The 25,081-nt window shown below is 34.7% G+C and carries 26 protein-coding genes; 15 read left to right on the top strand and 11 right to left on the bottom strand.

All coding sequences use genetic code 11. The annotated features are described in order from the left end of the window. Positions 1–53 precede the first annotated feature (53 nt). The 3 genes from NF27_RS03980 to NF27_RS03970 all read left to right on the top strand — a co-directional run bounded on the left by NF27_RS03980 (position 54) and on the right by NF27_RS03970 (position 3,804). Positions 54–722 (top strand): hypothetical protein, encoded by a 669-nt coding sequence (locus NF27_RS03980; protein WP_039455940.1) that lies wholly within the window; start codon positions 54–56, stop codon positions 720–722. Positions 723–827: 105 nt separating this feature from the next. Then, positions 828–2,312: an ankyrin repeat domain-containing protein gene (locus tag NF27_RS03975; protein WP_039455938.1), complete on the top strand. Its 1,485-nt coding sequence runs from the start codon at positions 828–830 to the stop codon at positions 2,310–2,312. A 97-nt stretch (positions 2,313–2,409) separates the two neighbouring features. Then, positions 2,410–3,804: an ankyrin repeat domain-containing protein gene (locus tag NF27_RS03970; protein ID WP_039455936.1), complete on the top strand. Its 1,395-nt coding sequence runs from the start codon at positions 2,410–2,412 to the stop codon at positions 3,802–3,804. A 220-nt stretch (positions 3,805–4,024) separates the two neighbouring features. Here the strand turns inward: NF27_RS03970 and NF27_RS03965 are convergent, their stop codons facing one another. Further along, entirely contained in the window at positions 4,025–4,504 is a 480-nt protein-coding gene (locus NF27_RS03965; protein ID WP_039455934.1) for a DUF4385 domain-containing protein, read from the bottom strand. A 139-nt stretch (positions 4,505–4,643) separates the two neighbouring features. On the opposite strand from NF27_RS03965, the gene NF27_RS03960 reads away from it, so the two are divergent. From NF27_RS03960 to NF27_RS13280, 5 genes are all read left to right on the top strand, one after another. Continuing rightward, entirely contained in the window at positions 4,644–5,828 is a 1,185-nt protein-coding gene (locus NF27_RS03960; RefSeq protein ID WP_053332557.1) for a UbiH/UbiF/VisC/COQ6 family ubiquinone biosynthesis hydroxylase, read from the top strand. Beyond that, positions 5,828–6,085, top strand: coding sequence for a BolA family protein (locus tag NF27_RS03955; protein WP_039455931.1), 258 nt, complete (start codon positions 5,828–5,830; stop codon positions 6,083–6,085). Before NF27_RS03960 ends, NF27_RS03955 begins: the two co-directional genes overlap by 1 nt. A gap of 2 nt (positions 6,086–6,087) precedes the next feature. Continuing rightward, positions 6,088–7,521 (top strand): phosphoglucomutase/phosphomannomutase PgmG, encoded by a 1,434-nt coding sequence (gene pgmG, locus NF27_RS03950; RefSeq protein ID WP_053332556.1) that lies wholly within the window; start codon positions 6,088–6,090, stop codon positions 7,519–7,521. Between the two features lie 426 nt (positions 7,522–7,947). Next, positions 7,948–9,042 (top strand): M48 family metalloprotease, encoded by a 1,095-nt coding sequence (locus NF27_RS03945; RefSeq protein WP_039455929.1) that lies wholly within the window; start codon positions 7,948–7,950, stop codon positions 9,040–9,042. A gap of 75 nt (positions 9,043–9,117) precedes the next feature. Then, positions 9,118–9,267 carry a transposase gene (locus NF27_RS13280; RefSeq protein ID WP_161791795.1) on the top strand — a complete coding sequence of 50 codons (150 nt, stop codon included), beginning with the start codon at positions 9,118–9,120 and terminating at the stop codon, positions 9,265–9,267. Between the two features lie 93 nt (positions 9,268–9,360). On the opposite strand, the gene NF27_RS03940 is transcribed toward NF27_RS13280, so the two are convergent. After that, positions 9,361–10,794, bottom strand: a complete 1,434-nt coding sequence (locus NF27_RS03940) for a hypothetical protein (RefSeq protein WP_039455927.1) — start codon at positions 10,792–10,794, stop codon at positions 9,361–9,363. Between the two features lie 253 nt (positions 10,795–11,047). Here NF27_RS03940 and NF27_RS13135 point away from each other — a divergent pair, with 253 nt between their 5' ends. Continuing rightward, a complete protein-coding gene (locus NF27_RS13135; protein WP_275574604.1) occupies positions 11,048–11,173 on the top strand; it encodes a hypothetical protein in 126 nt (41 codons plus the stop codon). Between the two features lie 105 nt (positions 11,174–11,278). Here the strand turns inward: NF27_RS13135 and NF27_RS03935 are convergent, their stop codons facing one another. Genes NF27_RS03935 through NF27_RS03925 form a run of 3 tightly spaced genes read right to left on the bottom strand, consistent with a single transcriptional unit; the run spans position 11,279 to position 13,373 of the window. Then, on the bottom strand, positions 11,279–11,581 hold the full coding sequence (locus NF27_RS03935; protein ID WP_038538644.1) for an STAS domain-containing protein: 303 nt from the start codon (positions 11,579–11,581) through the stop codon (positions 11,279–11,281). Between the two features lie 46 nt (positions 11,582–11,627). Beyond that, positions 11,628–13,007, bottom strand: coding sequence for a PleD family two-component system response regulator (locus NF27_RS03930; protein WP_039455925.1), 1,380 nt, complete (start codon positions 13,005–13,007; stop codon positions 11,628–11,630). Positions 13,008–13,010: 3 nt separating this feature from the next. Further along, positions 13,011–13,373 (bottom strand): response regulator, encoded by a 363-nt coding sequence (locus NF27_RS03925; protein WP_038538650.1) that lies wholly within the window; start codon positions 13,371–13,373, stop codon positions 13,011–13,013. A gap of 296 nt (positions 13,374–13,669) precedes the next feature. On the opposite strand from NF27_RS03925, the gene tilS reads away from it, so the two are divergent. Beyond that, positions 13,670–14,983, top strand: coding sequence for a tRNA lysidine(34) synthetase TilS (gene tilS, locus NF27_RS03920; RefSeq protein WP_039455922.1), 1,314 nt, complete (start codon positions 13,670–13,672; stop codon positions 14,981–14,983). A 78-nt stretch (positions 14,984–15,061) separates the two neighbouring features. Beyond that, complete coding sequence (gene rpoN / locus NF27_RS03915) at positions 15,062–16,414, top strand: RNA polymerase factor sigma-54 (RefSeq protein ID WP_039455920.1); 1,353 nt, start codon at positions 15,062–15,064, stop codon at positions 16,412–16,414. Between the two features lie 7 nt (positions 16,415–16,421). Here the strand turns inward: rpoN and rpe are convergent, their stop codons facing one another. After that, positions 16,422–17,072 carry a ribulose-phosphate 3-epimerase gene (gene rpe / locus NF27_RS03910; RefSeq protein ID WP_039455918.1) on the bottom strand — a complete coding sequence of 217 codons (651 nt, stop codon included), beginning with the start codon at positions 17,070–17,072 and terminating at the stop codon, positions 16,422–16,424. Positions 17,073–17,194: 122 nt separating this feature from the next. Here rpe and glpX point away from each other — a divergent pair, with 122 nt between their 5' ends. Both glpX and NF27_RS11115 read left to right on the top strand, forming a co-directional pair. Beyond that, positions 17,195–18,133 carry a class II fructose-bisphosphatase gene (glpX, locus tag NF27_RS03905; RefSeq protein ID WP_039456089.1) on the top strand — a complete coding sequence of 313 codons (939 nt, stop codon included), beginning with the start codon at positions 17,195–17,197 and terminating at the stop codon, positions 18,131–18,133. A 54-nt stretch (positions 18,134–18,187) separates the two neighbouring features. Then, positions 18,188–18,613: a hypothetical protein gene (locus NF27_RS11115; protein WP_053332555.1), complete on the top strand. Its 426-nt coding sequence runs from the start codon at positions 18,188–18,190 to the stop codon at positions 18,611–18,613. Positions 18,614–18,688: 75 nt separating this feature from the next. On the opposite strand, the gene NF27_RS03895 is transcribed toward NF27_RS11115, so the two are convergent. The 5 genes from NF27_RS03895 to NF27_RS03875 all read right to left on the bottom strand — a co-directional run bounded on the left by NF27_RS03895 (position 18,689) and on the right by NF27_RS03875 (position 23,144). Beyond that, positions 18,689–19,489, bottom strand: a complete 801-nt coding sequence (locus tag NF27_RS03895) for a hypothetical protein (protein WP_039455914.1) — start codon at positions 19,487–19,489, stop codon at positions 18,689–18,691. Positions 19,490–19,711: 222 nt separating this feature from the next. Beyond that, positions 19,712–21,151: an NADP-dependent isocitrate dehydrogenase gene (locus NF27_RS03890; RefSeq protein ID WP_039455912.1), complete on the bottom strand. Its 1,440-nt coding sequence runs from the start codon at positions 21,149–21,151 to the stop codon at positions 19,712–19,714. A gap of 71 nt (positions 21,152–21,222) precedes the next feature. Further along, a complete protein-coding gene (gene murG, locus NF27_RS03885) occupies positions 21,223–22,311 on the bottom strand; it encodes an undecaprenyldiphospho-muramoylpentapeptide beta-N-acetylglucosaminyltransferase (protein WP_039455910.1) in 1,089 nt (362 codons plus the stop codon). Further along, positions 22,304–22,765: a transcriptional regulator NrdR gene (nrdR, locus tag NF27_RS03880; protein ID WP_039455908.1), complete on the bottom strand. Its 462-nt coding sequence runs from the start codon at positions 22,763–22,765 to the stop codon at positions 22,304–22,306. Before nrdR ends, murG begins: the two co-directional genes overlap by 8 nt. 4 nt (positions 22,766–22,769) lie before the next feature. Beyond that, complete coding sequence (locus tag NF27_RS03875; RefSeq protein ID WP_039455906.1) at positions 22,770–23,144, bottom strand: hypothetical protein; 375 nt, start codon at positions 23,142–23,144, stop codon at positions 22,770–22,772. Between the two features lie 17 nt (positions 23,145–23,161). Between NF27_RS03875 and NF27_RS03870 the strand changes: the two genes are divergently transcribed. Together NF27_RS03870 and NF27_RS03865 are read left to right on the top strand one after the other, a co-directional pair. Further along, positions 23,162–24,139, top strand: coding sequence for an RluA family pseudouridine synthase (locus tag NF27_RS03870; protein WP_039455904.1), 978 nt, complete (start codon positions 23,162–23,164; stop codon positions 24,137–24,139). A 101-nt stretch (positions 24,140–24,240) separates the two neighbouring features. After that, positions 24,241–24,699, top strand: a complete 459-nt coding sequence (locus tag NF27_RS03865; RefSeq protein WP_152606837.1) for a hypothetical protein — start codon at positions 24,241–24,243, stop codon at positions 24,697–24,699. Positions 24,700–25,081: the final 382 nt, after the last annotated feature.

Below are 25,081 nucleotides of genomic sequence, written 5' to 3'. Positions count from 1 at the left end.
TTCATTGTAAATATGCTAATCTATTGATTAACTACAATGTAAATAATTGAATTATGAATTTCTTACTTAGCAATAGAACAGTAACTTTAGGTGCAATCGGGCTAATGTTTTTTTTAGCTTACAGTAATTATAAGGAATATAAAAAAGAATATACTCCCGAGTATTATAAAAAGCAGGAAGTTTTTTATAAAGGAGTAAATCAAACCGAATCTAAAGGTGCTAACGCAAAACATAGCATTAATTTTGATCCTCATAAAGATCCTGATGATTATTCTTTAACCGAGAAAGTTATCTACAAAGTATTTAAAAATGATATTGAAAAAGCTAAGCAGATAAGCGGTCAAGCTGCATCAAGATTGAATACTAATCACGATACCCAAACTATCAGAGGAATGAGTAATCAACTCAGCAGATTCACTCCCCCTCCTCCACAGCAGCAGGCTATAGCTGGCTCAAGTGATGCTACACCTCTCATATTCGGCGCTAAAGGGGGTGACAAACTAACTTTTTCTTATAAAGTCCGTGAGCTTGAAAATGCTATCCCCTATTCCAAACAAATTATATTAGGTAAAAAAAATGCTCCTCAAGCGATTGAAAAAGCTCTTATAGGTATGACGGTCGGGGAAAAGCGATTAACTAAGCTGGCACTTAAAGAGATTGATAAAAATAGCCGAAGTGATGAAAAAGTCGTGATAGAAATCACGCTGCATAAGATAGGTTAAAGAGAGATTTTTAAATAGGGTGCCTACCCCATACGGTAAGCTGAACACTTGCTATTTTAGCTAAATTAAGAATAGTGATAATTAATAAATATCATATTTATAAAAATGAAAAATAACAGCACCTTAACGGATGACCCGATAATCCTGAAAATTATCGAAGCGGCAAGAAACCGTGATCATAAAGCTTTAGAAGGGTTTTTTATTAATCTAAGAGATAAGAAAACAAACTCCGATGCTGCAACAATACTAGCTTATAATAGAGAAACGGAGGCAATAAAGTTTTTAAAGCCATACATGCTAGGTATCGATAAAGATATATTTGGCTTCAAAAAAAAGGTAATGATAACAGCAAATGAAATTTTTAATTCGCAAGGAATAAAAAATGTTTGGGATCAACTTTATAAAGATATTGTAGTAGAGGGATTCATCATGGGTGGACATGCCGATTTAGCGCTAAAATGGATCAAAAAAGGAGCAGATGTAAATATTGCCGTAAGTATTGCTGCCAAACAGGGAAATAATGCGTTAGTAACTTTATTGCTGGATAAATGTGAAGCAAGTATCTGGACTGCCGTAGCTAGCGCTGCCGAAAGCGGGCATGAGGAACTGGTAGATTCATTGCTGGCTCGCGGAGCCGATACACTTTCCGCTATAATCGGCGCTGCAAAAAGAGGACACAGAAACCTAACGCAGAGGTTATTAGAGCAAGCTAAGAATAAAGATAATTATAAAAGTGCTTTAAATAAAGCTATAAGGGCAGCTGCAGGTTATGAGCATAAAGAGCTGGCGGAATGGTTAATTGAAGAGTATAAGGCAGATCCGCTTAAAGCCTTGAAGGCGGCTATTTGGAATAAATCTTTTCACTTTGCTACATACTTTATAGACAAGTATAACATTTCACCTAAACAAATACCTTTCCTTTACAATCACACATTAAAATCACATTTCAAAAAAAAGAAATGCGATATCTATTCTTTTCTCAGCGGTATCACTGATAATGAGCTAAGAAAAGCATATATCAACCATACGGCCGGTATCTTAGAAATCAGCCCTTATAAGCTTAGTAATAATTTTAGCAATATACTGAAAAATACGGAAGACGAGAAATTATCTTTCGATGATGCATATGTTTACTATGTTGAGAAGGAATATATAGCCCGGGGAATATCAACTCCGCTGGGTGATTATGTAGCCTCTTTCTATAAAGTATATATTGAAAATGCTCCTATTACGAGGAAAGGAATACTAATACCTTCCGAAATCTTAAATAAAATCGCGCATTTTTATATAGAGCACCCCAAACTTAACCATAATGATAAATCGAATAACCAGAAATACCCCCCGTTATCAGAGAGCGGAATAAATAAAGTTATTGATTTATGGATAAGTAGAATAAATAATGTTTGCTTTGAAAGAACCGAAAGAATTAAAGCTCAAGTCAGCGAGCTGGCGCTTTTAATTACAACGGCTTATAATGATAACTTCCCCGCAGTAATAACTAATTCTGCAAATAGTGTACATACTTCGGTAACCGGCTTTAGAGATAAGCTTACACGCGAAAAATCCGAAGCTAAACAAAGTCAAATCTAAATACTTAAAATTAAAAAATTTTTTAACAATATATTAATTATATTATTCATAAAAATATATTATAATAGCAGGTTAAATTATTAAATTTATATTATAAATGAAAAATAACCTCAATTCTATTTTAACAGATAATCCGGAAATACTACAAATCATCGAGGCGGCAAAAGTACGGAATTACGATGCATTGAAACAAACTTGGGCTGGTCTTTCAGATAAAAAAACAGCTCTTAGTGCTATAAAAATATTAGCCGGGCATAGAGAGCTGGAAGCAATAAAGCTTTTAATGTCTATTTCTTCCTATGACATATCAAACTTTGTGGTTGAAGGGTTTGCGATGAGCGGTGATATAGATCTCACCTTAGAATGGATAAACAAGGGAACAAATGTACACAATGCCGTAAAAGGTGCTGCCGAAGGCGGGCATGAAGAGCTGGTAAATTTACTGCTGGAAGATTATAGGGCAAGTATCCATAATGCCGCGCAGGGTGCTGCCGAAGGCGGTCATGAAGAATTGATGAATTCATTATTAGCTCGGGGAGCAAATATTAATTTTGCTGTAGAAGGAGCGATACTAAGGGAAGATAAAAAGCTATTAGAGCGGATATTAGACCGAATAAAAGAAACGATAAATTATAAATATATTTTAAACACCGCTTTAATTACAGCTGCAAAACATCAACATACAGAACCTATAAAATGGTTAATTGAAGAATATAAGGCAGATCCGCTTAAAGCCTTAAATGGAGCTGTTTATGTTAATGATTTCAGCTTTGCAAAAGAGATAATGATTACTTATAAAGTAATGCCTGAAAATATATCACCTGATTTTGCAGAGCACCTAAAGATCCACTTTACTGAAAAATTTAATATTTATTCCTTCTTAAGCAGCGTTACTGACGATAAATCAAGAGAGAAATATATTAAATATATAGCTAAGATTACAGGAATCAACTTTACCCAACTTAATAATAATACGGAAGATTTTATTGATATTATAGAGTTATATGGCTTATCGGTAAGTGATGCATATGTTTATTACGTTGAAGCTAAATATATCGAGCGCGGGATATTAACTCCACTGGGCGATTACGTATCATCTTTTTATAATTTATATAATACGAACATGCTTATCTCGGAAGGTGAAAATAATGAAGTATTTATACCTAACGAGATACTGAACAGAATAGCATATTTTTGCACGGAACATCCCAAACTTAAACATAATGATAAATCTTCAGATCAACAATATCCATCTTTATCCGAAAAAGGGAAAAATGCCGTCGTTGATTTATGGCTCGGCAGAATAGGTGAGATTTTCTCTAAGAGAACTGAGGAATATATAAAAGAGGGTAGCGAGTTAGCAATAATGCTCACTTATGAAGATGAAGATAACTTCTCTCCAGTAATATCCAATCCGGTAAAATATGAATATACTTCAAGCTTTACGACGGATAGGACTGAAAGCAGGGAAACCATGGTACAGTATTGTTAAGTATAGCCCAAGCCGATAAAGTAGCACCCCCCTTAGATGGGCAGCGCTCATAAAAATTATTAAATAATTTTTATGAATATCACTTTTTATACAACCAATAAGCTAAAGATATTTGTTAGCAAATTTATAGCTTAATTTACCATACAATTCCCGTAAACAGCTTTACCGCCAAACTTACGGGCGAAAAATCCGAAGTAAGAGAGCATAGTATATAATATTTTCAGCCGATATTTTTCTTCCATTCTTTTTTTAATTCAGAATATACAGGATGCTTTTCGGCTTCCTGCCACCGGTGATAAAAGTAATCAGCACTTTTGGCTTTTTCAATATCTCCGGTACCTCTTTCCAATTGCCGATAGTTATTCGAGGCATCATATTTTTTACCCCCCTTATAATTTGTATACCTACGCGCTCGAGTAAATCCCATTTGCAGATATTTCCTTGCCATATCGGCGCCTACAAAATCCTCATTCTCTAAATACTCGATAAATAATTGATATATTTTTTCGCTGCTTTCTTTAGCAATCTCGGGCGTCTTGAATCGCCAAAAAGGCAATATTTCACTCTTATAGGGTTGGCATATTAACACCCCCTGCTCGCCTTTGCCTACTCTATATTCTTTAGGATGTGACCGATAATCTATATCGCTTTTCCACTTATAGCCCGCATGGTCGAAATTGAGGTAGGAAGGAACAGCCATAATCAACTCGTTTTTTTCTCTGACTATATCTATTTATATAGGGTAGTAAATTAATAAGATAAACATCAATAAAAAACAGGCCTATTGTTGATAAGCGAAACATCTGTTATAATATTCTAAAAATAGTAACAGACAGCGGATGAATACCCCCCAACCTTTCGATGCGGTTATATTCGGCGGCAGCTATATGGGGCTTACCCTGGCACTTTTTCTTGCAAAGCTTGATCTCAAAATCGCTGTAGTAGAGAAGCAAAACCTGAATTTGGCTAAAAAGAATAATGAGCCATCCCGTTTACTGGCAATTGCCAAAGCTTCCATGGATATTTATAAAAAATATTATATAGATGACCTGTTTGAGAGTGAAGCTGAGCCGATTACTTTTATTAGAGTTTTAGAGGAAGGAACTACCGCTTACCTTGATTTCAACCCACAGGAACTGGGCTTAAACAAGTTCGGCATAATGATTGAAGAGCATGTGTTGCTGGAAAGGTTGTATAACAAAGCAATTAACACCCCAAATATATCTCTGTTTTATAATCTGGAAGCAGATAATATAATAGCTGAAAAACATAAATCTCAAATTAAATTTAAAGATGGGCAGGAGTTCACCGCTTCACTCATAGTTGGATGTGACGGCAGAAATTCCTGGGTTAGAAGATTTTCAGGAATAGGCGTACAAAATTTCGATTATAAACAATCAGCAATTGTGTGCGATATTTCACATACTCACAACCATGAAGGTGCAGCAATTGAAAAATTTATGCCTGAAGGACCTTTTGCTATTTTACCGAAAGTCGGCGGATATAGTTCGGCCGTAGTTTGGACTTGTGAATCCAAGCATGCAGCAGCAATTGCAGAGCTTGATAAAGAAACAATTGCAGAAATTATAGCAAAGAAATTCGGTGATTATTTAGGGGAGTTAAAGGTAACCGGTGATATTAAATTTTTTCCGCTTAAATTAATCAGTGCAAAAAATTATATTGCACCAAGGCTCGCTTTAGCCGGAGATGCAGCACATGGAATCCACCCTATAGCCGGACAAGGATTAAATTTAGGGATTAGAGACGCCTCAGAGCTTGCCGAGCTAATTGAACAAAACTTGGAATTGGGTTTGGATATCGGCTCGGAATTAATGCTTAAAGAATATGAGAGAACAAGGAAAGTTGATAACAATGTGATGATAGAGGCAACTCACCATTTAAATTTATTGTTTTCTAATAATATTAAGCCTTTAAAATTAATACGAGGAATTGGACTAAAAACTATAAATAAAATACCTACTATAAAAAAAATGTTTATGAAATATGCGATGGGGCTGATATAATGGTTTCAATTATAAAAATTGATAATAAGCTAAGGTCGGCATTTCATCCTGATTACCTGGAAGTATCGGATGATTCATTAGCACATAAGGGGCATTTAAACTACAAACAGGGCACCGTTACTCACATTAAAATAAAAATAAAATCATCAAGTTTTAAAGACAAAACTAAGATCTCTATGCATCAGTTAATTTATAAAACCCTGGCAGAAGAGATAAAAATGGGACTACATGCAATTTCAATCGAGGCAGACGAATAATTATGAAAGCTTTAAAAGAAACCGCTAAACATTTTTTTGATCAAGAAATCTTAAGGAAATATGATATCAGAGGTACCTTCGGTAAAAACCTCAATGAAGCTGATGCATATTATTTAGGCAAAAGTTTTGCCGTGTTTTTACACAATAAGAATATACCGCTTAAGGTGTGCGTCGGTTACGACGGAAGAATCAGCTCTCCTTCCCTTGAAAAGGAGCTGACGGAAGGATTAAGCGAGTCAAACGTTGAAGTAGTAAGAATCGGGTTAGTGCCGACTCCGGTACTTTATTTCGCTACCCATCATATCCCGGGCTTTGTCTCCGGAATCATGATAACCGGCTCCCACAACCCGCCTGATCAAAACGGTTTTAAAATGGTTGCCGACCATGCCTCGGTTTTTGACCGGGATATATCGGAACTGGGAGAGATTGCGAAAAGAGGAAAGTTTATCGATAGCAGCGGCGAAGTTAAAACAACTAATATTATTGAAGCTTACCTCAGTAAAATTATTAAGCTCAACACTCCTTCTAATTCCATTTTAAAGAAACTAAAGGTAGTATGGGATCCGGCTAACGGAGCGGCTTGTGAAGTAATCAAGCAATTGGTTGAAAGATTGCCCGGTGAACATAAAGTTATTAACGGTAAGGTAGATGGGACATTTCCATCTCACCATGCTGATCCCACCCAACCAGAGAATTTGGTACAACTGATAGATGAAGTTAAGAAAGAAGGAGCAGATTTAGGTATAGCCTTTGATGGCGACGGTGATCGGATAGGGGTAATTGATAGTGAGGGTAGAATACTATACGGTGATCAGCTGCTTATGATATATGCAAAAGATTTGCTTAGCAGAAATAAAAATGCAAAAATCATAGCTGACGTCAAAACCAGCCAAGTTGTTTTTGAAAGTATCAGAAACTGGGGCGGAGAAGATATTTTATGGAAGACGGGGCACTCTTTAATTAAGCAGAAAATGAAAGAAGAAAATGCTATGCTTGCAGGCGAAATGAGCGGACACGTGTTCTTTGCCGAAGATTATTATGGCTATGATGATGCAATTTTTGCCGCAGTCAGGTTATTGAAAATTTTATATGACGACGAGAAATCATTAACTGAAATTTATGATGAGTTACCTAAAACCATATCTACTCCTGAAATCAGAATTGAATGTACGGAAAAAAGAAAGTTTAAAATCATTGATGAAGTTACCTTGTATGCCGAAAAACTCGGTTTAAGCATTAATAATATTGATGGTGTCAGAGTAAACAATGATTTAGGCTGGTGGCTGGTGCGTGCTTCAAATACACAAAATTGCCTGGTTGTAAGAGTGGAAAGTTTTAGCGAAGCCGGCTTAAGCACACTGTGCAAGGAGCTTTTTGAAATTCTTGAAACTATTGAAAATAGCTTAGATTTATCTCCGCTTGGTAGCTTTATTTAAGGGGTGTAGTATAGTAAATTAAGTTAAATATCTAACACTTTTATTCAAATAAAATAAGTTAAGTTAAGTTTAATATGACTATATAGCCTACAACTTAAAAATCAGATAATAAGAATAATAAGAAGCGCGCGCCTTGCCGCCATTTACGGCGCGTGCCCGTATAAATGACATTGTCATTTATACGCAAACTTAGTTTAATTTTTTATAGTTTAGCTATGCTCCATGCATATAGGATATTCAACTTAATACAGTATTTAAAAACATAATAAAATTAAACGGCTTAAAGTTTATAATTTTTAGCCTTTCACACTTTATATCTTTTTCAGTAATAATTTATTAATAAGTTAATAATAAATTAACCTAATACTCCTATTTATTTAATTTATTCATATTATATTACCGCCATTATTAACTTTAGTATTAGAAATGTATTATAATATTTTAAAAAATTATCATGGTCTATTTATAAACCCTTGGGTAGGAACCGCCCTAAGCGCAGGGCTTATTTATGCCTTAGACGGTTATTCGAATTATATACAGATAGCTTATATGGCATTGGGCTTAACATCTATGTATTTACAACTTAAACCCAATCCTTGGGACTATGAATTTATAAAAAATTCTATTCAATATTATATAAGATCACATTTATGGGAATTTGCTTTTACGGCATGTACGGCACTTGTCATCTTCTCTGTTGCACCTTCCTACCTTTCCGTTTCCTTTTCTGATTTATTAGTGAGACATGATACTGCCCGTAACAATACTATCAAGATTATTAATCTGCTTACGATAGCATCGGATTATATCTTAGAAAGAATTATGGGATATAATACCATGTATTTTATAAAATCTCACCAACTAAATAAAATTAGCCAGTATGCTGATAAAACCGATAAAGAAAATTTAAAATTATTGTTAAAAGAGATAAATTTCTCTTTTAAAAAATTAAAAGAAAGCATAGGTGTATCAAAAGACATAAAATTATATATCAATAATAATCCATTTTTCGGAGGAGCATCAGTAGGAGAAATAGTTGTAAAACCGTTTGTTGAATTAAATATAGGAACGATTAATTATCACCTTAACAAAAACAATGGCGATAGTACCAAAACCATAAAATGCCTTAATGCAATAATTGCATGTGAACTAGGGCATATACAGCATCATCACACTTTGAAAAAGCTATTACTAAAGATATGTATTACTACCGCGGAAGTTATAAGCTCAAATATTTTACCTGTAGTATATGTAAACACAATTCTAAGCAATATAGGGAAAGCATTTTCTCAACATAATGAATATGAAGCCGATGATGTTGCAATAAAAGCCGTCGGCAAAAAAGCTTTTATAAAAGCATTAGATAATAGCTTTGCAAATCCGTTAATTCAAATATTGGATCCTATATCACAAGGTAGTGAAAACACCCGCCGCCCGACAATTATAAACCGTATTGAAAGAGCTAGAAATTTTATTGACACCTTCGATCGATCCTTAAGCAGCAGGGCTTCAATAGTATAATTACAGGGTAAATTCTTCACATCCTTAACCTCTGCTCATCTGTTTAGCTGCCTCCCCCTCATCGCCTTCCGGCTATTGTGCATTATTATTGCTGATTCTACTTCAATAAAAGCATGTCATATAAAGAGAGAAAAGCGGCATAGAGTATTTGCAGGCTATGCAGCAAAAGGCAGGAATTCAATGGGATGGTTTTTTAGGGCTAAAGTTACAATATTGTTAATTTAAAAAAGAGGGCAGTGTTATATCGGATGTCTTTTTTGCTCTGATATAATATCGACCCTGTTATTTAACAGTAATCAGCTAAATCAGTAAACACAATCACCTTGTATGCGAGTTATCAGAAGCATGCTTGGTTACCCTTTCAACAAAAGTTTCTGCTTTATACTTTTCTGAAAGGGAAGCTTTAGCATGTAGCTTAGTAAGCAATGATTGAACCAAATCGTTTACCAAGTCTAAAAGATTAAATTTTTTATCTGACGAACCTTTGCTTTCGTTTGCTAATAATTTATTATCAATTTCTTTACAAAAATTATTCTTAAACCTTCTAAAATCAGCCTTAAAGCTTTCTCTATTAGTTAAGGAGTTATGTATTTCCGTCACCATTTCTTTCATAGCTGTTGCTAAGTGTTTATTATACCCTTCTTGTTTAACACCCTCTAGTGCGGAGGATAGAGTACTAGTCATTTTTTCAAAATCTTGGGCAAAATGATCTAAGTGCTTAGTATCGTTAGATTTGCTGTATTTCTGTAAATGTTCAGTTAGAGGCTTTATATGGTTATGAGCTATTGCACTAACCATAACCTCCCGCATCTCATCATTATAGAGCATGGTCTTAATGACCTCATTTTTACGAGTATGCTTTTCGATTAATGAATTAAACTCATTTTCTTCTACCTCACCATATTTCTTTGCAACTTGGTATACACTTTGCTCCATTGCCTTATCTAATTTATCTTGGCTGGTAATCAGAATTTCAACTAATTCATTCTCTCTCCCTGCAAGCTGTTGCACAAGCTGCTTCACATCTCTTTCCATTAGTTTATTAAAACTATCTTTATCTCTTAACAAACTTTCACGATCTGCAAGATCATAAATTTTTGAAAAATATAAGTAAGTTTTCTCCTGAGCTGTTTTAATATCATTTGCATTCAAAGCCTCCCTTATTGAAGCTATAAAGACATCTTTGCTCGCAGTATAGGATACTAATGATTGATCCTCTGTGACAGAATTATACCTAGCATCCGTAATAGGATTCATAATCTGACTTGTCTCTTTGTTTTGCGCTTCTATATAGTCTTTATAATCCTTAGTTATGTCTAATAATGTATCAACGTTTTTAATTAGATATTCTTTGAGTACAGGCCATTGCTCAATTAAAGCAGATAGCTTATCACCGTCCCTGCCAAGCGCATTATATCCTTCCATATAATCTGGAGTGATCCCAAATTGGCTTAATATATTAACTAAATTTTGACTAAACCCTGCAACTTTCATTCTCTCTACCGGCTTAAGCTCTAACCAAATATTAAAATCAAAATCCTTTGTCATCTCTTCAAGCGCTTCAGCTAATTTAAGGCTTCCTGACTTTCCTTCAGATTGCTGATTAGATTCCCCTTTTTCCGCTTTATCCATTTTCTTTGAAGCAACAACCTTCTCAGCAGAATTGGACTTAATTGAGCTTATCTTTTCAACTAGCTTCTTAGTTTCATTACTGATTTCGGTATAATTTATTTTACCCTCTGATATTTTCATCACTCGCCCCATTACTACAAATTTCCCATAACAGTAATATAATAACATAAAATTAATAATGGTTTAATAAAAAAAGTGATTCATATCCTTATAACATCACAAATGCAAAATCAGTTCTATATTTTCAGAATCTTGAAGACACTCCACGATCTATAGTGATTCGCTTAGCAGCTTCTTTATCCTCCAGCCATTGTGCATTATTAAGCAAATATTTTCTCTGGAGTACTGCAAATCAATTAAACAAATATTAAGTATGTATAAAAATCAATTAAGAGTTTTTTATGAGCTGGCACCCGAAGTAGAGGCTAGGAGGGGTGTGGTGCCGCTATACTTAGAAGCTTATATTTTACACAATTCCAGGCGTTTGTTATCGGTATAAAATCATACTTTGAACATCCTTAAATTCCTATAATAATGAACTCGTTCTCAATAAGGAAAGCTTAAAATAAATCTAATAAAACTGTGTCATACACCAGCAACCCGACTACCGTATATCAAACAGCCGGTCGAACTTGGAAATTTTAAACATTTGCTTAACTTGCCCTTCCGGACTGCATAAAATTAATTTGATATTAGTATTTGCGCATTTATCTCTGGTAAGCAATAAAATACCAAGGGCTGCCGAATCAATAAAATCCACCCCTGCAAGGTCAATAAAAAGAGTATTAAAATTTTTAGCAATAGTATCTTCTATAAAGGATAGAAAAGCTTTATTATCCGTGAAAGTAAACTTTCCCGTTAACTTTAATTTTATACCCTGCTCTTCTTCTTTATATGTATATTCCATATCATTTATATAGCTGTTTTTTTATACTTGTTTAAATTATTAAAAATCAGGTGAAAAAAGCTTCCTCGGCAACCACCCTGTTTCTTCCGCCTTCTTTAGCTTTATATAAGCATTGATCCGCCCTTTTTAAAAGATTTTCAGGGGAATCATCACTGTTTAAAGCACTAACACCTAAACTTAACGTACACTTAATTTCTAAGGAATCCACGGTAGTAAGCGGATACATCTCAACTGACTGCCTAATTCTTTCACTAACTTTAATCGCATCTTCAAGTTTAGTATCAGGTAATATAACTACAAACTCTTCTCCGCCGTACCTGGCACTTAAATCGGTAGGCCTTACGCCGAGCAGAATTCTCCTTGCAACCTCTTGTATGATAACATCCCCGGCTTGGTGACCATAGGTGTCGTTTATATTTTTAAAGTGATCGATATCCAGCATGATTAAAGATAAGCTTTTCCCGGTGGAAGCTGCATTAGTAACCAGGTTTTTTATATGAATATCAAAATATCGGCGGTTATAAAGATTAGTTAATTGATCAATTACGGATAGAGAAAGATTATGTATATAATTTTCCCTTAACGCATCCTGATAATTCTTTCTTTTAATTTGCGTAGTAGTTCTGGCCAAAAGCTCATTTGATTCCACCGGGTAAAGCAGATAATCATTCACTCCCATTTCCAGGCCCTTAGTTAAAGTCTTCTCGTCAGCCTCTTCAACTATAATTAAAATTGGAATACCTCTAAGCTTGTCATGATTTTTAATATGAGAGCATAGTCTTAACCCATCTGAATCTATAAGCTGGGTACTTATTATAAATAGCCCATAGTTGTTTTTTTCAGCTAAGCTTAAAGTTTCCTGCTCCTCAGTGACTATATCAACGCTGATTCCTGCGGAATTTAATTTTTCTTTAATTTTTTTTGCTTGTGCAACATCATCATCAACTAAGATTACTTTCGCCCCTTCAATCTTATTGCTTTCATCGATAATGATTTCTTCACCTACCCCGAGTTGGTTGCTGGTAACATGCCTTGCCCTCAGCTCATCCATCATGAATTTTAATCTGAGCAATGATTTAATACGGGTAATAAGCGCATGATCATTAATAGGTTTGGTTAAAAAGTCATCAGCACCTGCACTTAAGCCGTTTACCTTATCTTCCTGCGCATTCAACGCGGTCACGATTATGATAGGAATATGCATAGTATTCGGGTCATTTTTTATTATTTTTGTTGCTTCAATGCCATCCATTTCCGGCATCATGACATCCATTAAAATAATATCCGGGTTAAGCTCCTTAGCTTTTTTAACTGCTTCCACCCCGTTATTTGCCACGAATACTTCATAATATTCCTGTTTTAGCTTGGTTTCCAGCAATTTGACATTAAATACTATATCATCGACTACTAAGATTTTTGCTGTCATTTTTCAAACCATAAACTTTTCTATTTTTAAGCCGAAGCTTTGGAAATCTATCGGTTTTTCAACATAGTCTATAAAAAATTCCGAAAGATCTTTTTCTTCAAGTTTCTCTTTAGAAAATGCAGAGACCGCTATAATCGGGATATTTTTCAAAATCGGATCCTCCTTGATAGATTTAGCAGCTTCAATACCTGACATTCCAAAAAGCTGAATATCCATTAAAATAAGCTTAGGTAACTCTTTAAGCACAATTTCTTTGGCATCCAATCCACTTGTTACAATAATTACATCATAACCCTTAAATTTTAAAAAGTCTCTAATAAGCTTAGCATTAATTTCATTATCTTCTACTAGAACAATTTTTCTCATTAGTTACTGATATTAGTTTTTTATATTTATTATAATCAATTAAAAATACACTGTATTTATATCTATTATTATTTCATATTAATTTACATTACTCCATCTTATATTTTGCATTGCCGTTAATATATTATAATGTATACATAAAATATAATCCTAAATGCAAATTATTATTTATCGTTATCCAAAGATAAATACTACAATTTCACATGAGTTTATTTTCTTATTATTAAGCAGTAAATATTGTTAAAAATGAGTGTTTCACTTATAATTCTTTTAATAAAATTATATAGAATTAATAAATGATTATAGATTTCTCTATATTTGAAGCTGAGATTAGAAGCTTATTAGAACATAAACAAGTTGATAGAATTGCAATTGCAGTATCGGGCGGAGCGGATAGCATGTGCCTTACATACTTATGCAGAGAGTGGGCTAAAGCCACAAATACCGAGATAATCTGCTTAATTGTTGATCATAAATTTAGGCAAGAATCTACAATTGAAGCGGAATCGGTAAGAAAAAGACTCTTAGAGAAAGAGCTGAGAACAGAGATATTAACTTTCCATACGAAAAAGCCTAAAGCTAATCTTCATGCGATTGCAAGAGAAGAGAGATATAATTTGCTCACCAACTTTTGCAAAAAAAATAATATTAAATACCTACTTACCGCACATAATAGAAATGATCAAGCGGAAACAGTGTTGATGCGTATATTCCGCGGCACGGGAATAGACGGGCTTACCGGCATACCGATGCATTATGAAATAAATAATATAAGCATACTGCGCCCTCTCCTTTCGTTTTCCAGAGAAGAAATTGAGGCAACTTTAACATATGCAGAATGGGAATGGGTAAATGATCCTTCCAACTTAAACGAAAAATACGAGCGCTCTAAAATCAGGAAGCTGATTAACGCATTACCGGAAAAACAGCTTATAATATCAAGATTGAATTTACTCGCTAAAAATTCCACAAGAGCTAAAAGCTTTTTAAATAGCCATTCAAATAAGGTGTATGAAGAAATATCCTATGAGGGCAAATTCGGAGAAATATATTTAAATAAGGCAGAATTTTTAAAGCTTGATGAGGAAATAGCGCTTAGAATTTTAACGAAAACACTAAACCGAGTAAGCGGCAATCATTACCCTCCCCGACTTGAAAGCTTAAAATTATTATATAATTTAATTATGGAAAACAAAAGTTTTATAAAAACATTATGGGGTTGTGAAATAAAGGCTAAAGCTGAAGCTTTGTTGTTTTACAGAGAATTAAAAGCTGTAGAGCATATAAAGAAGCTTATTCCTCATCAGGAAACAATTTGGGATAAAAGGTATGAAATCAAAGTCACGGAAGAGCTTTCTGTAGGAGCACTAAATCAACAAGGACTTAAAACTCTTAAAACCTGGATAAAAAAAAGAACGGTTTTCAAACTTCCTTATAACAATGAAACACTAGAAGCAACAGTAGAAAATTATAACAAATTTAGTGAGAAGTTACCTGCTAAACTACTATATACTACTCCAGGATTATTCAAGGACGGTAAGTTAGTTTTTTACCCGATTTTAAATATAGGTTTACAAGAGTATAAAATAGATTTCAGCCGCAAGAGCTAGGTTTTATAAATACTCTGGACATATATTTTAAAGTATAATAGCCTCTAAGTTATAAGGGGTGGAATATTATAAAAATCAATGCTTAATCAAAAACTTACGGTTAAAACCGTTCAAAGTTTGGCAATGACTAAACAGTTGCAGCAATCATTAAAAATTCTGCAAATGAACACGATTGAACTAAAAGAATTTGTAGATACTCAAATTCTTGAAAACCCGTTTATTGATTTTCCCGAAGGTGCCGGTTTAGGGGCTAAGGAAAATTTTGAAGAACACCGCTATGAAAGCGCCCGAACCAAAGAAAATGATGGTAATTTTAGAGAAGATTATATTAGTCGAATAGTAGATAATCAGATCACTCTAAAACAACACTTGATTGATCAAATTTTTATTACGATACATGATAATAAAGAAAAACTAATTGCGGTAAGGTTTACTGATTCCTTAGATGATAACGGCTACTTAACCGAAAATATTTCAGAAATAGCTACGACTTTCAAGTGCGAAACAGCAGAAGCGGAAGCAGTATTAAATAAGCTCTATAAGCTTGATCCGATAGGCGCCTATGCACGAAACCTACAGGAATGTTTAAGCTTACAGCTTAAGGAAAAGGGTATATACGATGAAGTTTTTGCAAATATTCTAGCGAACCTTGAAGGTATAGCAAAAGGAGAGATTAATAAGCTCATAAAAATGTTTAAAATTACCTTGGAAGAATTTAAAATAAGAATGGCTTCAATTAAGAAACTTGACCCGAAACCAGGTAGGAATTTTTTTACCCACATAACACAGACATTAGTCCCTGATGCTTTCATATTTTTTGATACACATGCTAACCTTGTAGTTAAGTTAAATAATGAACACCTCCCGAGCATTAACTTAAACAGCAATTTATACAAAGAAACATTAGAAAATTTAAAGACTAAAGATGACATAATTTTTTGTAAGCATAGATTTCATGATGCTATGTTTATCGCACGAGCGCTCGAGCAGAGAGCTAACACCATATTTCAAGTCACTTCAGCCATCGCAGAGGAACAATATGAATTTTTTGAAAAAGGAATAAACTATTTAAAACCTATGACTCTTGCGGATATCGCCAAAAAAACCAACCTTCACGAAAGCACGATAAGTAGAATAAGTAATAAAACTATCGCAACTGTAATCGGTACTTTTGAGATTAAATACTTTTTTACAAGTAAAATTAAATCTAATTTCGCAGAAAACATTTACTCCTCAAGCACAATTAAAAACAAGATCAAAGAATTGATTGAAGATGAGCAAGCGAAAGAGGTACTGGCCGATGATAAAATTTCCGCAATATTACAATCAAGAGGAATAGATATCTCAAGACGCACGGTAACTAAGTACAGAGAAGCGATGAATATCCCGTCATCTCACCAACGCAAACGTTTAAAAGCAGCAGCTTCTTAAAAGAAGTTTAAACCTGTTTTAAAGATTGAATATTTGCCGCATAGTTTCGATCCTTAAATATATAACTTCCCGCAATCACAATGTTTGCACCCGCTTCTTTACACATTTTCGCAGTAGAATCATTAATTCCGCCATCAACTTGAAGATCAATATTCCGCTTTGACTCAATTATTTTCCGCCTGATATTTTTTATCTTATTCAGTTGAGATGCAATAAAACTTTGTCCGCCGAACCCTGGATTCACGGTCATTACAAGAATTGAATCAATTTTATTGTATAAATAATTAAGTATTGATTCATCGCTACTTGGCACTAACGATATACCTGCTTTCTTCCCTAAAGAATGAATTTTATCAATTAACCTATCAATATGAACTGTGGCTTCCGCATGAAAAGTAATAATATCGGCCCCGGCTTGCGCGAATTGTTCAACATGTTGTTCCGGGTTACTCACCATTAAATGAACATCAAAAGGAAGCGGACTATATTTTCTGATTGATTTAACCACATTTGAACCAAGAGTAATACTCGGAACAAAGCTTCCGTCCATAACATCAATATGGATATAATCCGCGCCAGCCTCAGTGATACGCTTTACTTCTTCGCCTAAAATTGCGAAGTCACTTGAAAGTATGGATGGAGCAATTTTAAGTTGCATAGTTTCTCTTAAAATTTTGACTTTTAGCTATTTCAATGATAATAAAATTCTAACTGATTTTCTATAAATATTAATATTAAATGAAAGCTCCGATTAAGCAAATTTTTAATGAGCAAGTAGAAATGCTAAACGAAAGACTGCATGTAGGCATATTAAAAGCAACCAAAGCAGCTGCAAGAGCCTGTTATAGCTGGATAGGCAAAGGTGATGAGAAGGCGGCCGATCAAGCGGCGGTTAATGCAATGCGAAGCGCATTAAATGAACTTGATATAAGCGGAGTGGTTGCAATCGGAGAAGGCGAAAGAGATGAAGCTCCCATGCTATATATCGGTGAGCAGGTAGGTAGAGGAGGAGTAGAGCTTGATATAGCGCTTGATCCACTGGAAGGAACCACATTATGTGCTCATAATGCCCCTAATTCGATTTCCGTTATGGCGATGACCAATAAAAACGGCTTCTTGCATGCACCTGATACTTATATGGAGAAAATAGCGGTAGGTAACGGTCTCCCGGTTGGAGTAATCCATTTAGATAACTCTATAAAACAAAACTTAAAAAACTTAAGCATCGCTAAAAAATGCTCAATTTATGATCTCCATGTATGTGTGCTCAATCGTCCTCGTCATGATAAACTCATAGCTGATATCAGAGAAGCCGGTGCAAGAGTGAAACTGATCAAAGATGGGGATGTAATGACTGCAATGGCAACCACACTACCTAGCTCGGAAATCGATCTTTATATCGGTATCGGCGGTGCTCCTGAAGGCGTGCTGGCTGCAGCTGCTTTAAAAGTGTTGGGCGGGCAAATGCAAGGCAGATTACTGTTTAAGGATGAGATAGAAGAAGCGCGCGCTAAACGCATGGGGATTTTAGATGCAACCAAAGTTTATGAAATTAATGACATGGTGCAAGGGGAGGTTATTTTTGCTGCAACTGGCATTACTTCAGGAGATTATCTGGAAGGATTAAAGCAACATAAAGATGAAAGGTTTAGCTATCATTCTCTTTTAATTTCATCAATTACTAATATGATTTCTTATCATAAGGCTTGTGAACTTTAACTTTAACTTCTATATTATAAATTAGTTATAATATAGTTAAATCAGGCAAGCGATATGAGGTCTGAGCATTTTACCAAGTTTTTTATATTTATAGCTTTATGGCTAAACATCGGTTTTGCTCAAGATTGCCCATATCCCATCGGTTCACATTTACCGGAGCTTAAGCTGGAAACTAATTATCTAAAAGTTCCTCAGGAAAAAGACATGGTGCATGAAAATGCTTCAGACCTGATTAATACTAAGGCCAAACTTAAAGAAACTAAGAATCCTTCCATGTTTGAAGAGGAAGGCAGCAATTTATATTTAATATTTGAAGAGCAAAAAAATCTTTGCCCTAATAATAAGATTATGGCCGAAGAATATGAAAAAACTCAGCATTTTAAGAAACACCCTACCGATTATGCTAAGGAAAAAAACTCAGCATTTAAAATGCCTTGCCCTACAATCGGATTTAAAATCGACCTGGATACTTCCAAATAAATTTTGATATAACAAACGAAAGTATTTTAAGCCTTCCGCTGTTTTGTACTCTTTATAAATGAAAGCTAAGCTGCTTTATCTTCCCTGCCCTTTTTCAGCCCCTAATTCTTTAACTTTCTCAATCGCTACATTAGCAAAGCTTTTTAGTATTTCAGCTTTCTCACTTGCAATATCTTTAAATTCATTCGGTGTCATAACGGATTGTACTGCAACCGCGCTCAACCCTGCCACGGATGCAGCTACCCCTGTTATTAAACTAACTCCTCCTCCCATCATTCCTAAACCCCCAGCTATAACTGAAGCACCAGCCAGCAGCCCTAAACCCGGCAATACTATTCCCGCACTTGCAGCTATGCCGACCATTGCAGCAGCTACAAAAAATGCTGCACCGGCAGCTATAGCAACTGCTCCGGCTTTCAAAATTACTGTACGGTATTTTTCAAAAAAGCTCTTAGAATCTTTTTCTGTTTTATAGCTCTCTACTTCTTTAGCTATACCTTCAATGGCTTTATCAACTTCTTTTTCAAATTTAGATATTTTATCAACTGCTTTTTTGACTGATTTCTCAAGCTCTTCATCTTGAATTTCTTTAACAGCTTCTAAAATATCTTTTCTCCCTCTTTTACCGAATTTTTTTAGCATAGAACTTAAAGTGCTGCCACATAACATTTTTTTTGTAGATTCATCAAAATGCTTAATTATCTTTTTTTTATGATATATCTTGAGCTCATCCAAAGCATCATCCGGGTTGTAATGTTTGTCCCGCTCCCCTTTATCGCTTTCTCTTTTATACTCTTTTGCAAATTGCTTTAATTCACTGTCAATATTAAGCTTTAGTTTACTTAAAATTTGGTTTTGCTGTATCTTTTTCGGCATATGCTCCCCCTTTTTAGCATAACAAGCACTTAATAAGCACTCCCCCCTTATTTATTCAACTATACAATAGAATAAGTTAATATTTAGTTAATTTTTATTACACTATCTCAATAAATTAATTTTATATAGTAATTACATATTTTATCATAAAAAGCCCTTCTGAAGGTAAATAAAGGGCACAATTAGTATTAACCTAAGTGCCCTCATTAAAAGTTTTAATTTTTAATCCCCTTGGGATTTAGTGAACCCGGCCATTCCCTCAAACACATAAAGCATTTGAATAGTGCTGATCTCTACACCTTTGTTTGAGATCCCTTCACTTAGCTCTAAAATATCTTTTTGGCTAAGTTTATGATCTGCATTTGAAGAAATATACCTTAAACGCCATAAATCATAAGATAAGTTTTCCACCTCATTCTCCGGCCAAACTTTAATTCCTCTTTGAGAAATATTTTCAAGTTCTAATTTAGGGTGTAAAGCCTTCACTTGCTCAGCTATAGCCTTCGGGTTGGCACTTCTGTCTTCAATATAAAAATCTACACCTATTATTTCTTTGGTTTGGGTATCAAGCTCCATTTTCGGCAAGTTAATAAGCTTAGCTTCGCGCTCAGCCAGGGGAGAAAAATGTACAGGCTTTTTACCTAAATTTTCCACGACTGCTTTAGCAAATTCCATAGTCTCAACTTTTTTCTTACTTTTACCTTCTTTATAAATATCAGCGGTATGGATTCCCTCTTCAATCGTTTTAAGCCAGGCATTCTGGATTTTTACCGCCACATCAGCTTGCCCGATATATTCAAGCATCATTATTGCACCATTTAATAACCCTGAAGGGTTAGCCATCTTTTTACCTGCAATATCGGGAGCTGAACCGTGGATTGCTTCAAACATCGCATATTTCTCTCCGATATTTGCGCTTCCTGCTAAGCCTACCGAGCCTGATACTTCCGCGGCTATATCGGAAATAATATCACCATATAAATTCAGGGTCACTATAACATCAAAGATCTCCGGGCGAGAAGCAATTTTTGCTGCTCCGATATCGACTATAAAGTGATCAGTCTTAATTTCAGGATAGAGAGGTGCAATTTCGTCAAATATAGCGTGGAAAGAACCGTCGGTAACTTTCATTATGTTATCTTTAGAAACACAAGTTACTTTCTTCCTATTGTTAAGACGAGCGTATTCAAAAGCATATCTTATGATTTTCTCACAGCCCTGCCTAGATATAAGCTTAAAACATGCGCTACTGTTAGCAGTCATGCGATATTCAATACCGGCATATAAATCTTCTTCGTTTTCTCTCACAATCACCATATCCATCTTTTGGTGGTTGCTTTCAATATAAGGATAATATGAAACAGTCGGACGCACGTTAGCAAATAACCCCAAGCCTTTTCGAAAAGTTACGTTAAGGCTTTTATACCCCTTACCTTGAGGGGTGGTAATCGGTGATTTTAAAATAATTTTATTACGCTTTACCGTCTCCCATGCTTCCTTAGAAATTCCCGACCCGAAACCTTTGAGATATAATTTTTCACCGATATCTATGGTTTCTATATTAAGCTTTGCTCCCGCCTCTTTTAATATGAAAAGCGTAGCTTCCATTATTTCGGGGCCAATGCCGTCACCGTAAGCTACTGTAATAGTTCTTTCTGTCATAATTTTTCCTTATTTTGTCGATCCCTTAATTTAATGTTAGCTGCTACTATATTAAAATCAAGATTTTAAGTTTATTTTTTCATATGCTTCCGCACTATGGAAAACAATTTTTGAGTTCCGTTAGTTGTTTTCATTTTATCATAAGCAGTTTTAAGCTTTTTAAGCTTAATACTTGACTCTATCAATTCTTCAAGTTGCTCCGCAAGCACTATCGATTTAAATTTGTCTTGTGTAATAAGGCGTGCCGTAGCATTTTCTACAAGATATAAAGCATTGTAGTATTGATGGTTATCGGTTGCATGCGGGAACGGAACCAGAATAGCAGGTAGCTTAAAGTTAATCAGCTCTGAAATAGTCGAAGCGCCTGAGCGGCAAATGACCAGATCTGCTTTTAAATATAATTCGCCGATATTTTCAAAGAATGGCTTAATAACAGCTTCTACCTCAATTTTCTTATAAGCCTCTATAGTTTGCTCCACCAGATTAGGGCGTGCCTGCTGGATAATTAATAACTTTTTACGTAAAAGAGGCGGCAATAATTTTACAGCTTCCGGAATGACTTCAGAAAAAACTTGTGCTCCTTGGCTACCTCCGAAAATTAATAAAGTAAATTTTTTATTTTTAATTCTCTCTTGCTCTGCTTGCTTTAAAAGTTCATCCCTAACCAAATCCCCGACAACTTCCACCTTTTTTTTATGTTTTTCTGCAATTTTTGTAGTGTTCGGCATAAAAAGAGCAAGCACCTTTGCATAACGCAGGAACCATTTATTAACACGACCCAAAACTGCATTAGGTTCATACATAATGATCGGAATATTAAGTATAATTGCTGCAACAATGCTAGGCAATGCAGGATACCCGCCGAATCCTACCACACATCCCGGCTTTATTTTAAGATAAATAAATATGACTTTTAGGATATTAATCAACAGTAAACTTAAACCTTGGAGCTTAGAGATTATCCCTCCCGAAAGATTAGAAGAGCTGATTTGAAACTTTTTAACTGATTGGAAGCTTCCGTAAAGAAATTTATTCGCCCTATTATCACAAATAAGTACCGGATTAAAATTTTCTTTAACCAGTTTATCGGATAAGGCCTGTGCAGGAAATATATGTCCTCCTGTACCGCCGGTTGCTATAATAATAGTGTTGTTATTCATCTTTAGTAATATTTAAGTTTTCAATAAATTTTCCGAAATCACTTGCTTCCGCAAAGTCTTTATATACAGAGGCATATCTTACGTATGCCACCTGATCAATTTTTAAAAGCTCATTCATCACCAATTGCCCAACTGCCTGTGAAGTTATCTCACCCTCACCGTATTTCTCAAGTTTTTTAGTAATACGGGATACTATTTCTTCCAGCTGCTCCGCATCCACCGGCCTTTTTCTCGCTGCAACCTGCATGGATTTCAATAATTTTGACGGGTCAAAAAGTCGCTTGTCTCCACCTTTTTTAATAACAAAGAGCTCCCTCATCTCAATTCTTTCATAGGTAGTGAACCTTCCTCCGCAATCAGGGCAAAACCTTCTGCGTTTAATAGTTAGGCCATCCTCCGAGGGACGGGAATCTTTAACTTGACTATCTAAAAACCCGCAGAAAGGACATTTCATAGACTTATCCTATTATTGAGTTACTTTCTAATTCTCCCAGATCTTTAACCTTTTTATCCTTTATTTCAATTAGGAGATCGCTTATAATTTTATTTTGACAGTAATCAAAAATGATTATCTGCTGACTCCCTGCTTCAGGGACGGTAAGCAATATTAACTTATTACCAACTTCTTTCATATCCTGAATTTTAGATTCAAGAATAATTTTAGCGGAAAGATTTTCGCACACCAAACTTGTAGAGCTTTCTCCTTCAGGAGCTTCTTTGACAAAATTGTATTTATTACTTATATAAGTTATAACCCATATACCTAAAATTATTACTATTGCGTAAACAAAAAAATTTAATAATCCGAACTTGTTGCTTTTATGATAACCCATATTATTCCTCTTAATTTATGAGTAAGTTTTATAAACAAACCTTTGAATTCGTAGTTACACTTGAAGAACAAGGTTTACGACTCGATAAGCTACTCGCATATAAACTAACAGAATTTTCCAGAACTAAAATTAAAAAGTTAATAGAGGGTGATAATTTTTACTTAAATGATTGTACCTTCTCTAATATCTCTTATTCGGTCAGGGAAGGAGATAAGCTAAGAATATTTGTTCCACCCTGTGAGGAATCAATACTTACCCCTAAAAATTTAGATTTAAATATTATATATGAAGATAATGAATTAATTATTTTGGATAAGCCCCCTTATCTTACTGTGCACCCAGGGGCCGGCAATCACAATGATACTTTGGTAAATGCACTTATTCATCACTTCGGCAATAATTTATCACAATTAGGAGGCACCCAAAGGCCGGGGATTGTACATAGATTGGATAAAGATACTTCAGGGCTGATTGTAATTGCCAAAGATGATATCACTCATGCCAAGCTTTCAAAGCAATTAGCAGAGAGGGAAATTAAACGCACCTATTTGGCTTTAGTTTATGGCACACTTACCCCTCATATAGGCACAATTCAAACTAATATTGCAAGAAACCCGAAAGATAGAAAAAAAATGACTGTAGTAAGGCATGAAGGCAGGGTTGCAATCACAAGATATAATGTATTGGAAAAATTTGGTGGTGGCGCTATAAGCTTAGTTGAATGCGAACTTGAAACCGGTAGAACCCATCAGATAAGAGTACATTTAACCCATAAGAAGACTCCGATTATCGGCGATCAAACTTACGGCACTAATTTAAATCACAATTTAAATTGCTTTAATAAAGAAACAGCCGAGCTTATCAAACAGTTCCCACGCCAAGCTTTGCATGCAGTTAGGCTTAAACTTACTCATCCTTTTACCTGTCAGGAGCTCAGCTTTGAAAGCCGATTGCCTGAGGACATTATGCAGCTTTTGGCTGGGCTTAGGAGTTGATATATTATAATATGCAGCAAGTTTAAAAAAGAAGAAGTTTTAAAGCATGATTTTGTGGAATGATAAAAAATTAGCCCACCAACTAAAAGATAATGTCCTTAATGAGAGACGAAAAATTTAGTTATTATTTTGTTTATCTAACGCTAATTTTGCTATCACAAATGGTTTTAGGTTCAACTATTGAATCGAAATATGATATAGCCATTTGTGCTTGCGAATCACTTTTAACTTTATTCGGTATGATTTATGTATTTCGTACAAATTGCAAAGGTGATAGTAAATCCTTCATTGAGCGCTCAATTTGCCTTTCAATACCGATTACGGTTAGAAGTTCTATTATAATAGCTCTACCTGGAACATTAGTTGTTTTATTAATCGCTATATATAATACAGAAGCGCAATTTTTAGAAAATCTAATCATTAGCTTGGATAATCTTCCAACATGCATTGTAACTTGTGTACTTTCAGTGGTTTATAACTTATATTTTTATTATCGTCTAAATAAGTGCATAAAAATAGTAGCTGCCCTGCCAAAAGCAGAAACGGAATTTAATACCTAGTATTCTATGTATAGTAAAATAAGTTGAATATCTAACGCGTTTATCCGAATGCAATAAGTTAAGTTTAATATGACTATATAGTCTGCAACTGAAAAATTAGATAATAAGAAGCACGCGCCTCGCGGCCATTTATGGCGCGTGCTCGTATAAATGACTATGTCATTTATACGCAAACTTAGTTTAATTTTTTATAGTTTAACTATGCTCCATGTATGTAAGATATTCAACTTAACATACTATATCTTTAATTGTTATAATGCACCCGGGTTAAATAAGTGCTATTGTATGGGTTGTAACTTAATTTACTACACAGATAATCAAATCAACTTATATGAAAATAGCTATAAAATAATATTTGAAAGGTTTTATAAAACGCCGGCTA

The sequence above is a fragment of the Candidatus Jidaibacter acanthamoeba genome (assembly GCF_000815465.1).
Lineage (GTDB): Bacteria > Pseudomonadota > Alphaproteobacteria > Rickettsiales > Midichloriaceae > Jidaibacter > Jidaibacter acanthamoebae.
This window is presented reverse-complemented; position numbering and strand designations above follow the sequence as displayed.

Coding starts and splice junctions, on each gene's coding strand:
- NF27_RS03980 (WP_039455940.1), top strand. CDS start 54: ATGAATTTCTTACTTAGCAATAGAACAGTAACTTTAGGTGCAATCGGG.
- NF27_RS03975 (WP_039455938.1), top strand. CDS start 828: ATGAAAAATAACAGCACCTTAACGGATGACCCGATAATCCTGAAAATT.
- NF27_RS03970 (WP_039455936.1), top strand. CDS start 2,410: ATGAAAAATAACCTCAATTCTATTTTAACAGATAATCCGGAAATACTA.
- NF27_RS03965 (WP_039455934.1), bottom strand. CDS start 4,504: ATGGCTGTTCCTTCCTACCTCAATTTCGACCATGCGGGCTATAAGTGG.
- NF27_RS03960 (WP_053332557.1), top strand. CDS start 4,644: ATGAATACCCCCCAACCTTTCGATGCGGTTATATTCGGCGGCAGCTAT.
- NF27_RS03955 (WP_039455931.1), top strand. CDS start 5,828: ATGGTTTCAATTATAAAAATTGATAATAAGCTAAGGTCGGCATTTCAT.
- pgmG (WP_053332556.1), top strand. CDS start 6,088: ATGAAAGCTTTAAAAGAAACCGCTAAACATTTTTTTGATCAAGAAATC.
- NF27_RS03945 (WP_039455929.1), top strand. CDS start 7,948: ATGTATTATAATATTTTAAAAAATTATCATGGTCTATTTATAAACCCT.
- NF27_RS03940 (WP_039455927.1), bottom strand. CDS start 10,794: ATGAAAATATCAGAGGGTAAAATAAATTATACCGAAATCAGTAATGAA.
- NF27_RS13135 (WP_275574604.1), top strand. CDS start 11,048: ATGTATAAAAATCAATTAAGAGTTTTTTATGAGCTGGCACCCGAAGTA.
- NF27_RS03935 (WP_038538644.1), bottom strand. CDS start 11,581: ATGGAATATACATATAAAGAAGAAGAGCAGGGTATAAAATTAAAGTTA.
- NF27_RS03930 (WP_039455925.1), bottom strand. CDS start 13,007: ATGACAGCAAAAATCTTAGTAGTCGATGATATAGTATTTAATGTCAAA.
- NF27_RS03925 (WP_038538650.1), bottom strand. CDS start 13,373: ATGAGAAAAATTGTTCTAGTAGAAGATAATGAAATTAATGCTAAGCTT.
- tilS (WP_039455922.1), top strand. CDS start 13,670: ATGATTATAGATTTCTCTATATTTGAAGCTGAGATTAGAAGCTTATTA.
- rpoN (WP_039455920.1), top strand. CDS start 15,062: ATGCTTAATCAAAAACTTACGGTTAAAACCGTTCAAAGTTTGGCAATG.
- rpe (WP_039455918.1), bottom strand. CDS start 17,072: ATGCAACTTAAAATTGCTCCATCCATACTTTCAAGTGACTTCGCAATT.
- glpX (WP_039456089.1), top strand. CDS start 17,195: ATGCTAAACGAAAGACTGCATGTAGGCATATTAAAAGCAACCAAAGCA.
- NF27_RS11115 (WP_053332555.1), top strand. CDS start 18,188: ATGAGGTCTGAGCATTTTACCAAGTTTTTTATATTTATAGCTTTATGG.
- NF27_RS03895 (WP_039455914.1), bottom strand. CDS start 19,489: ATGCCGAAAAAGATACAGCAAAACCAAATTTTAAGTAAACTAAAGCTT.
- NF27_RS03890 (WP_039455912.1), bottom strand. CDS start 21,151: ATGACAGAAAGAACTATTACAGTAGCTTACGGTGACGGCATTGGCCCC.
- murG (WP_039455910.1), bottom strand. CDS start 22,311: ATGAATAACAACACTATTATTATAGCAACCGGCGGTACAGGAGGACAT.
- nrdR (WP_039455908.1), bottom strand. CDS start 22,765: ATGAAATGTCCTTTCTGCGGGTTTTTAGATAGTCAAGTTAAAGATTCC.
- NF27_RS03875 (WP_039455906.1), bottom strand. CDS start 23,144: ATGGGTTATCATAAAAGCAACAAGTTCGGATTATTAAATTTTTTTGTT.
- NF27_RS03870 (WP_039455904.1), top strand. CDS start 23,162: ATGAGTAAGTTTTATAAACAAACCTTTGAATTCGTAGTTACACTTGAA.
- NF27_RS03865 (WP_152606837.1), top strand. CDS start 24,241: ATGAGAGACGAAAAATTTAGTTATTATTTTGTTTATCTAACGCTAATT.